Source organism: Parasphingorhabdus sp., from assembly GCF_049667325.1.
Classification (GTDB): Bacteria; Pseudomonadota; Alphaproteobacteria; order Sphingomonadales; family Sphingomonadaceae; genus Parasphingorhabdus.
The window spans coordinates 1-7,382 of the sequence record NZ_JBATHY010000221.1 but is presented as its reverse complement, the minus strand read 5'-3'; the positions used below and the strand labels follow the sequence as shown (position 1 = coordinate 7,382).

Here is a 7,382-nt window from a genome sequence, read left to right as displayed (position 1 = left end):
CGGCCACACGCCAGGCCATGTGATTTTCTATCATCAGCCGTCAAAGCTGGCCGTTGTGGGTGATGTTATTTTCCAGGGCTCGATCGGGCGCACCGATTTTCCGCGCGGCAATCATCAGGACCTGATCAATGCGATCACACAAAAGCTCTGGCCGCTGGGCGACGACGTGACCTTCATCCCCGGTCATGGTCCGACCAGCCAATTTGGCTATGAGCGCAAGACCAATGCGTTTGTTGCGGATGACGTTTTGGCGGCGCGCTGAGCGATTTCAGCCCAGATACGGGATGGAGATCGCATAAATGCCAAGCCCGAGCAGCGTCAGCATCGTGACGATGGTACCAATCATCCGGCCTTTGCCAAGTTTGCCGTCATCCATGCCGACCCCGTGTGCGACCCGGCCGAGCAAAAAGAGGCCGCTGACGATCCAGAGCCAGGTGGGGGATGTTATGCTGGCCAGTTCGATCGCTGCGACCAGAAGCACGACAAATGGCGCGCTTTCGATATAGTTGCTGTGCGCGCGCATGCGGCGGATGACATTTTCGTTGCCGCCATCGCCAATGCTGACTTTCTCGCTTGTCCTTACTTGCCCCACACGGATCATCAGCCATATATTTATCAGCGCAGCAGCGCCCACAACGGTCAATGTTATCGGTAAAATCATCTCGTCCCCCGGATATGTGAAAATTATAGGCCGTCTATAGAAGCACAATGCTTGCAACGCACAGGAAATTCATTATACGCGCCCCTTCGCGTGCCATCTGCTGAACCCCAACCAGATGATTCTCCAAAATACGGAGACTGGATTGTTCAGCTTGGATGCAGGCAATTGACATTAAATTTAGAGAACAGGCTTAGCAATGGCTGTACCAAAAAGAAAAACTACACCGTCGAAACGCGGTATGCGCCGGTCTCATGATGCTTTGAAAGTCGAAGCCTATCAGGAATGCCCGAATTGCGGCGAATTGAAGCGCCCGCACCATATGTGCGGAGCCTGCGGCCATTATAATGGCCGTGAAGTCTTGGCCGCTGATCTTTAATCAGCTAGTCTCTGGACTTCTGACGCGAAATCAAGGGGAATAACTGGTGGGAATGAGGCCGCGAATCGCGATTGATGCGATGGGCGGAGATGAAGGCCCGCGCGTCATGGTTGCGGGCGCCGCGCTCGCGCGTCACCGCCATGCCGGTTTTCAGTTTCTTTTCGTCGGTGATGAAGCGCAGATCAGAGAAGCGCTTAAGCATCATCCGAACCTCAGCGCGGCATCCGAAATATTGCATGCAGCGGACGTTGTGTCGGGTGATGACAAGCCGGGGCAAGCGCTGCGCAGTTCAAAAACAACATCGATGGGCATGGCTGTCAATGCCGTCAAAACCGGAGAAGTCAGCGCTGCGGTGAGTGCTGGCAATACTGGCGCGCTAATGGCCATCGCCAAACTGGCGTTGCGCACCATGCCAGGTATCGATCGACCAGCCCTGTCGGCGCTGCTCCCGACGATGAAAGAGACCGATGTGGTGATGCTGGACCTCGGCGCGAACACCGAATGCAACAGCCGAAACCTGGTGCAATTCGCAGTGATGGGCGCGGCTTACAGCCGGATCATGCACGGTTTTGATCGGCCCAAGGTGAAATTATTGAACATCGGGACCGAAGAAGCAAAAGGGACCGGGACCATTCAGGAAGCTGCTGCGACGCTGAAAGGCGCTGCCGGCCTGCATATGAATTTTCTCGGATTTACCGAAGCTGACAAGATATCCACCGGCGAGGTTGATGTGATCGTGACCGACGGTTTTTCCGGCAATGTGGCGCTCAAGGCGCTGGAAGGAACCGCTCGGTTTGTCACCGATCTGTTGAGACGGAGTTTTTTGAGCAGTCTGCGTTCCAAAATCGGCTTTCTGATATCCCGGCCGGCTACGGAAATGCTGCGCGACCAACTCGATCCCAACAATCATAACGGCGCCGTGTTTCTGGGTCTGAACGGTGTTGTCGTAAAAAGCCACGGCAGCGCAGATGCAAAAGGCGTCGCCAACGCCGTCGAAGTGGCCGCCCGGCTGGTGGAGGACAGTATTTTGGAACGCATCAGTGAAGATTTGACGAAAATCAGCGAAGCGGCACCGGTGACAGAGGTCGCGAAATGAGCGTCGTCTCTGCCAGGCGTGCGGTCATCAAGGGAACCGGTTCGGCCCTACCTCGAACGCGCGTTTCCAATGCCGATCTCGCGCAGCGGGTGGACACAACCGATGAATGGATTGTCGAGCGTACCGGCATCCGTTTCCGCCATATTGCCGAAGATGACGAGACGACATCCAGCCTGGCGATCGAAGCAGCCCAAAAGGCGATGCAGGCGGCCGGTTTCACGAGCGCGGATATTGACCTGATCATTGTCGCGACCGCGACCCCAGACCAGACATTCCCGGCAACCGCAACGATCGTCCAGGACGCGCTCGGATGCAACGGTTGCGTTGCGTTTGATGTTGCTGCGGTGTGTTCGGGGTTCCTTTACGCGCTTTCGGTTGCGGACAGCATGATCCGGGTCGGCAGTGCGCAAAATGCACTGGTAATCGGCGCGGAAACGTTCAGCCGGATACTCGACTGGGAAGACCGCGGCACCTGTGTCCTCTTCGGTGACGGCGCCGGCGCGATCGTGCTGGCGGCCGAGCACGGGGAAAACGGCATCCTCGCGACCCGTTTGCACGCCGACGGAGCGCATAATCAGCTTCTTTACGTCGATGGCGGGGCCGGAACAACGGGGACCGTAGGCAAGCTGCGCATGAAAGGCCGAGAGGTCTTTCGCCACGCTGTCGTCAACCTGGCTTCGGTTCTGAAAGAAGTATTGGAAGAAGCAGGCGAATCGATCGACAATGTTGACTGGGTCGTTCCCCATCAGGCAAATGCCCGGATATTGGATGCAACCGCCAAAAAGCTGAATCTTGCGCCCGAAAAAGTGATCAAGACCGTCGATCTGCACGCCAATACATCTGCCGCATCGGTTCCACTGGCTCTGGATACGGCAGTGCGTGATGGTCGAATCAAAGCCGGCGATCTGCTGGTCCTGGAGGCCATGGGTGGTGGATTTACCTGGGGCGCGTCGGTCATCCGCTACTGAACCTGCTGTTTTCATTGATAGATCGGTCCAGAACCGGCACCTTCGTCGTTAATTTTACATCTTGGTCGAAAGCCAGTTGAGATAATCGCATCGCGGCCCCTAGCTTCGCAGCATGGACTATCCGATATCCACCAGTTTGACGATTTCCGCCCAGTTTCTTTATCGTGCCTTTCTCAGCTGTCATGCGCTTCAGGCCCGCAAGCCCAAACTGTTGAGCGCGCTGCAATGTTCTGAATCGGAATTGCGAGATCCCGGCTACCAATTGCGGTACGATTCGATCTCCAGTCTCTGCGTGGCGGCTCGGGAAGAACTTCACCGGACGGATATCCATTCGGCGATCGGCAAGAAAATGGTTCCGCAAGGGTTTTCCGACCTTGGCTTTGCCGCTTTTTTTCAGCCCAGTTTTGGCGATGCGCTGATCCAGCTTGTAGCGGAGCAACGCCTGGGGGGTGACAAACCGATCGTAAAACTCATGCCGCTCTCTTCGGGAGACCGGCTGGTGTGGAACACGGATATGGCGGTCTCGCCCGATCTGGTTCACATCGTCTTTGCCCTCATCTACCATTGTGGTGAATCTCTGGCGGAAGGCCGCTTCCATACCGTGAAAGCTGTGCATTTCAGGCATCCCCGGCCGGACGGGTTCAGGGGGTTTCCAGAAGGAAACGTGAACGGCGACCCTATTCCCTGTCATTTCAATCGACCATCCACTTATCTCGAATATCACCGTTCGGCGATGACCAAGCCGATGCCGCGTCACAATCCCGCGATCGTTTCGGCTACAGGCCGACAAAGGACGAATTTTACCCGGAACAGGTTTGAACGGGGGAATCTGGCGAAACTGACCTATGAATATCTCTTGTATCTCCTCGACAAATCCGGCCTCAGCCTGGATGCCGCAGCGATAACATTCGGCATGGCGGAACGGACGTTGCGGCGCAAACTGGTAGCCCAAGGCCTGTCCTATCGTCAGCTGCTGGAACGGGTCCGGCGGGATACCTGCCATCTCTATTTTCTCGAGGGGACGCGAAACCTCTCCGAAATTGCCGCAAAACTGGGCTATAGCGAATTGAGTGCTTTCACCCGCGCCTATACAAGCTGGTATGGTCATCCGCCCAGCCAGGACGCCGGTACGTCGACAGCGCTAGCCGCCTGAAAATTACAATGTCCCGTGAAATGGTGGGCGTAGAGAGAGTTGAACTCCCGACCCCTTCGATGTCAACGAAGTGCTCTACCACTGAGCTATACGCCCACGCTGGAGGCCGTCTAGCCAGCCGCCTCGGCTGGCGCAAGCGCTAATTCAGGTCGCTGATACTGTCCGGTTCGAACAGCCGGTCAACCTCCAGAACCAGATCCCGCAAATGGAAGGGTTTCGACAATATTTTGGCTTTCGGCACCGATTGTCCAGCGCGTAAGGTTACGCCGGAAAAGCCTGTAATGAACATGACCTGGGTTGTGGGGCAGACCGAGGCACAATGCTGTGCCAGTTCGATTCCATCCATTTCCGGCATGACGATATCCGTCAAAAGCAGATCGAATTTTTGCGATTCGAGCAACGGAACTGCCGCAGTTCCGCGATCGACAGCGACGACTTCGTAGTTGGCTTTCTCGAGAGCCCGTGTAAGATGCTCGCGCATTGCTTGTTCATCTTCCGCGAGGAGAATTCTTATCATTTTGTCGCGCCTTCCCGAATATGCCTGAATCCAGACCGGCTATTATGCCGAGACCGGTATATAAGTGCAAATCGGTTAATAATTTCCCGAAACCGGCGATTTTATCAGCGACGGGTCCTTGTTTTTGGAAGAGTGAACATGGCTAGTCCCGGTTCGAGCAAACATTTGTCGACGGCGTCGGCTTATTCTCTGACCAATATCGAGATGCTTGAATTTCCGGTGCTGATCAGCGTTCCCCATGCCGGTCGGGAATATCCGTCGGAGCTTATCGACAACCTAAATGTGCCAGCCTCCCAATTGCTCCGACTGGAAGATCGCTATGCAGATCGGCTGGCGGCATCTGCCATTGCTACCGGATTTCCGGCGATCATCGCCCGAAAGCCGAGGGCATGGGTGGATCTCAATCGCAGTCCTGCCGAAATAGATCCGGATATGGTGGCCGGGATGGATCCGGCAAAGACACCGCATATCAGCAAGAAGGTAAGGGGAGGTTTGGGCATATTGCCGAGGCGTCTGCACGGCGCGGGCAATCTGTGGCGGGAAAAATGGCAACATCAGCATGTTGTCGACCGCATCGAGCAGGATCATGAGCCCTATCATCTGAAGGTCGGGCATATTCTCGAACAGATGCGCTCCGTTTTCGGATGTGCGCTCCTTTTGGATTTGCACAGCATGCCATCGGTGTTCGACGAGAATCGCAGCCAAATCGGGTTTGTTATTGGTGATCGCTTCGGACGCAGCTGCGATTCACGCTATGCCGAACTGGCGGCGGTTCATTTCCGGGGGGAGGGCTATCGCGTCCAGACCAATCACCCCTATTCCGGCGGCTATGTTCTGCAGCGGCATGGCAAACCCGAACGCAATGTTCATGCATTACAACTCGAAGTCGACCGGTCCCTGTATCTCGATGAAAGTTTGCGCGAGCCGACTGACGCCGCGCAATCGATTGCGAGATTGATCGGCGATTGCTGCGTGATGCTCGCCGAACAACTGTCCGGCCGTCACCAGCTGGAAGCAGCGGAATGAAAGAATTCCAATAAAAAACCACCTCGCCGGATCGGCGAGGTGGCCAAGGTTCAGGGAGGTGGCATTTCAAAGAAATGCCTGCATGGATCCGATCGGGGGATGCAGACCCATACAACCATAATGTGGGCGCTAAGCAGACGAGTTGCAAGACCAAAGACCGGAAAATTATTCACTTCCTCCGGGCCGGTTCAACCGGCCCGGGAGAAGCGGGAGACCGTCAAGTGGTCAGACTTGAACGGACGGTGCTTCGGTCACTTGCGGCATTTTCCCGGCACTAACCTGTCTTGCGAAAACATCACGCATCAGCTGAAGCGAGAAGAGGTGAGCGTAGATCAATGGCAGCATGCCATTCTGGTTGATCTTGCGGAGCTCATCGCCGCGCATGTCGCGCAACTTCTCTTCGTTGACCATCTTGAATCCGCGATAGACAAACGGCTTTTCCACGCCGGTTTGCTGAATGGATACTTCGCCATCCATCAACAGCTCCATCTTTTCCAATTCCTGGACGAACTGGCCGGTCCGCTGGCCAGCCTGTTCAAACTGTTCGCAAAAATCCAGGATATTTTTCGTGGTTTCGCTTGGTTTGTCTTTGTCGAACAGCGCGTCCCCTTCCTTATAATCGCCGATTGCGTCGGTGGTCGGGTCGAAACAGAGCGAGAGCTCTTCAGCGTCCGGGCGCAATTTTGCGAGCATGAAGGGATAGCGGCGAACATAGGCCGGGACATAAGCCGGTTCACTGAAATGGCCTTCATCGTTCATGAACGTGTTCACGCCTTCGTTCAGACCCATGAGGATCAGCGGAACGCTGTTGTCGCCGACCGAAAATACAATCGGATAATTGCGCGAGGCATTGGCGAATTCATCGGTGGTAATCGGAATGGCATGTTGCGACTGCATGAAGGATGCATTGTCGAGTCCTTTGACTTTCCATTTTGCATGCTCGTTGGAATTGAGCGGGACCAGGTCCTTGTAGAACATTGGCAGTGGTTGTGCTTGCGGCGTGCTCGCCATAGTTAGTTTCTCCGAAAATTTACTGTTGAGGCCGAATTAGTTGACTTGCGCTTTAAGAGCCTGACTGGCCGGACGCAAGGGGAACGAGTTTGCCGGGGTTCATAATGTTTTTGGGATCGATCGCGGTTTTTATAGCGCGCAACATGGAGAGGCGCGCGTCGGACGACAGTCGTTCCAGTTCCGTGCGCTTGTTTTGTCCGATACCATGTTCTGCCGAAATCGAACCGCCCGCTGCGATAACAAGGTCATGGACCAGCGGCGTTATCTTGTCGCTATAGTCCCGCATCCAGTCCAGTGCTTGTGCCCCAGGTGGCGCCTTGACGTGAAAGTGGACATTGCCATCTCCCATATGGCCGAACGCGGCAACTTCCGTACCGGGGAATGTTGCCTCGACAACCGGGGATGCCTCGTTGATGAACCGGGCCATGACCGGCACCGGCACGCTGATGTCATGCTGCAAGGCGGGGCCATTGGCGCGTTCCGCTTCGGCAATGGAATCGCGTATTTTCCAGAAATCCTCTGCTTGCTGTTCGCTGGCCGCCAGCGTTGCGTCTTCGATCAAATCCCGTTCCAA

General features: G+C 55.5%; 10 protein-coding genes and 1 tRNA gene. 6 read left to right on the top strand and 5 right to left on the bottom strand.

Annotation, left to right across the window (positions count from 1 at the left end):
• Positions 1–262 (top strand): MBL fold metallo-hydrolase (locus tag WBM93_RS10095; RefSeq protein ID WP_424431478.1); only part of this gene is annotated, 262 nt, incomplete at its 5' end.
• Positions 263–268: 6 nt separating this feature from the next.
• Here WBM93_RS10095 and WBM93_RS10090 read toward each other — a convergent pair.
• Entirely contained in the window at positions 269–661 is a 393-nt protein-coding gene (locus tag WBM93_RS10090; protein WP_424431476.1) for an MAPEG family protein, read from the bottom strand.
• A gap of 196 nt (positions 662–857) precedes the next feature.
• On the opposite strand from WBM93_RS10090, the gene rpmF reads away from it, so the two are divergent.
• From rpmF to WBM93_RS10070, 4 genes are all read left to right on the top strand, one after another.
• Entirely contained in the window at positions 858–1,037 is a 180-nt protein-coding gene (gene rpmF / locus WBM93_RS10085; protein ID WP_176279738.1) for a 50S ribosomal protein L32, read from the top strand.
• Positions 1,038–1,089: 52 nt separating this feature from the next.
• Entirely contained in the window at positions 1,090–2,133 is a 1,044-nt protein-coding gene (plsX, locus tag WBM93_RS10080) for a phosphate acyltransferase PlsX (protein WP_424431474.1), read from the top strand.
• Positions 2,130–3,101: a beta-ketoacyl-ACP synthase III gene (locus tag WBM93_RS10075; protein ID WP_424431472.1), complete on the top strand. Its 972-nt coding sequence runs from the start codon at positions 2,130–2,132 to the stop codon at positions 3,099–3,101. The genes plsX and WBM93_RS10075 overlap by 4 nt, the downstream gene beginning before the upstream one ends.
• Before the next feature lie 112 nt (positions 3,102–3,213).
• Positions 3,214–4,254, top strand: a complete 1,041-nt coding sequence (locus WBM93_RS10070) for a helix-turn-helix transcriptional regulator (RefSeq protein ID WP_424431470.1) — start codon at positions 3,214–3,216, stop codon at positions 4,252–4,254.
• A 21-nt stretch (positions 4,255–4,275) separates the two neighbouring features.
• Here WBM93_RS10070 and WBM93_RS10065 read toward each other — a convergent pair.
• A tRNA-Val gene (locus tag WBM93_RS10065) sits at positions 4,276–4,350 on the bottom strand.
• 43 nt (positions 4,351–4,393) lie between these two features.
• Entirely contained in the window at positions 4,394–4,771 is a 378-nt protein-coding gene (cpdR, locus tag WBM93_RS10060; RefSeq protein WP_424431468.1) for a cell cycle two-component system response regulator CpdR, read from the bottom strand.
• Positions 4,772–4,909: 138 nt separating this feature from the next.
• Here cpdR and WBM93_RS10055 point away from each other — a divergent pair, with 138 nt between their 5' ends.
• Positions 4,910–5,797 carry an N-formylglutamate amidohydrolase gene (locus WBM93_RS10055; RefSeq protein WP_424431466.1) on the top strand — a complete coding sequence of 296 codons (888 nt, stop codon included), beginning with the start codon at positions 4,910–4,912 and terminating at the stop codon, positions 5,795–5,797.
• A 225-nt stretch (positions 5,798–6,022) separates the two neighbouring features.
• Here the strand turns inward: WBM93_RS10055 and WBM93_RS10050 are convergent, their stop codons facing one another.
• Together WBM93_RS10050 and WBM93_RS10045 are read right to left on the bottom strand one after the other, a co-directional pair.
• Complete coding sequence (locus tag WBM93_RS10050) at positions 6,023–6,808, bottom strand: SapC family protein (RefSeq protein WP_424431465.1); 786 nt, start codon at positions 6,806–6,808, stop codon at positions 6,023–6,025.
• A gap of 52 nt (positions 6,809–6,860) precedes the next feature.
• The coding region (locus tag WBM93_RS10045; RefSeq protein ID WP_424431463.1) for an FAD-binding oxidoreductase at positions 6,861–7,382 on the bottom strand (522 nt) is incomplete at its 5' end.

What these genes read in the sequence shown, in the direction of transcription:
- cpdR (WP_424431468.1), bottom strand. Translation starts at nt 4,771, where the DNA reads ATGATAAGAATTCTCCTCGCGGAAGATGAACAAGCAATGCGCGAGCAT.
- rpmF (WP_176279738.1), top strand. Translation starts at nt 858, where the DNA reads ATGGCTGTACCAAAAAGAAAAACTACACCGTCGAAACGCGGTATGCGC.
- WBM93_RS10090 (WP_424431476.1), bottom strand. Translation starts at nt 661, where the DNA reads ATGATTTTACCGATAACATTGACCGTTGTGGGCGCTGCTGCGCTGATA.
- plsX (WP_424431474.1), top strand. Translation starts at nt 1,090, where the DNA reads ATGAGGCCGCGAATCGCGATTGATGCGATGGGCGGAGATGAAGGCCCG.
- WBM93_RS10050 (WP_424431465.1), bottom strand. Translation starts at nt 6,808, where the DNA reads ATGGCGAGCACGCCGCAAGCACAACCACTGCCAATGTTCTACAAGGAC.
- WBM93_RS10055 (WP_424431466.1), top strand. Translation starts at nt 4,910, where the DNA reads ATGGCTAGTCCCGGTTCGAGCAAACATTTGTCGACGGCGTCGGCTTAT.
- WBM93_RS10070 (WP_424431470.1), top strand. Translation starts at nt 3,214, where the DNA reads ATGGACTATCCGATATCCACCAGTTTGACGATTTCCGCCCAGTTTCTT.
- WBM93_RS10075 (WP_424431472.1), top strand. Translation starts at nt 2,130, where the DNA reads ATGAGCGTCGTCTCTGCCAGGCGTGCGGTCATCAAGGGAACCGGTTCG.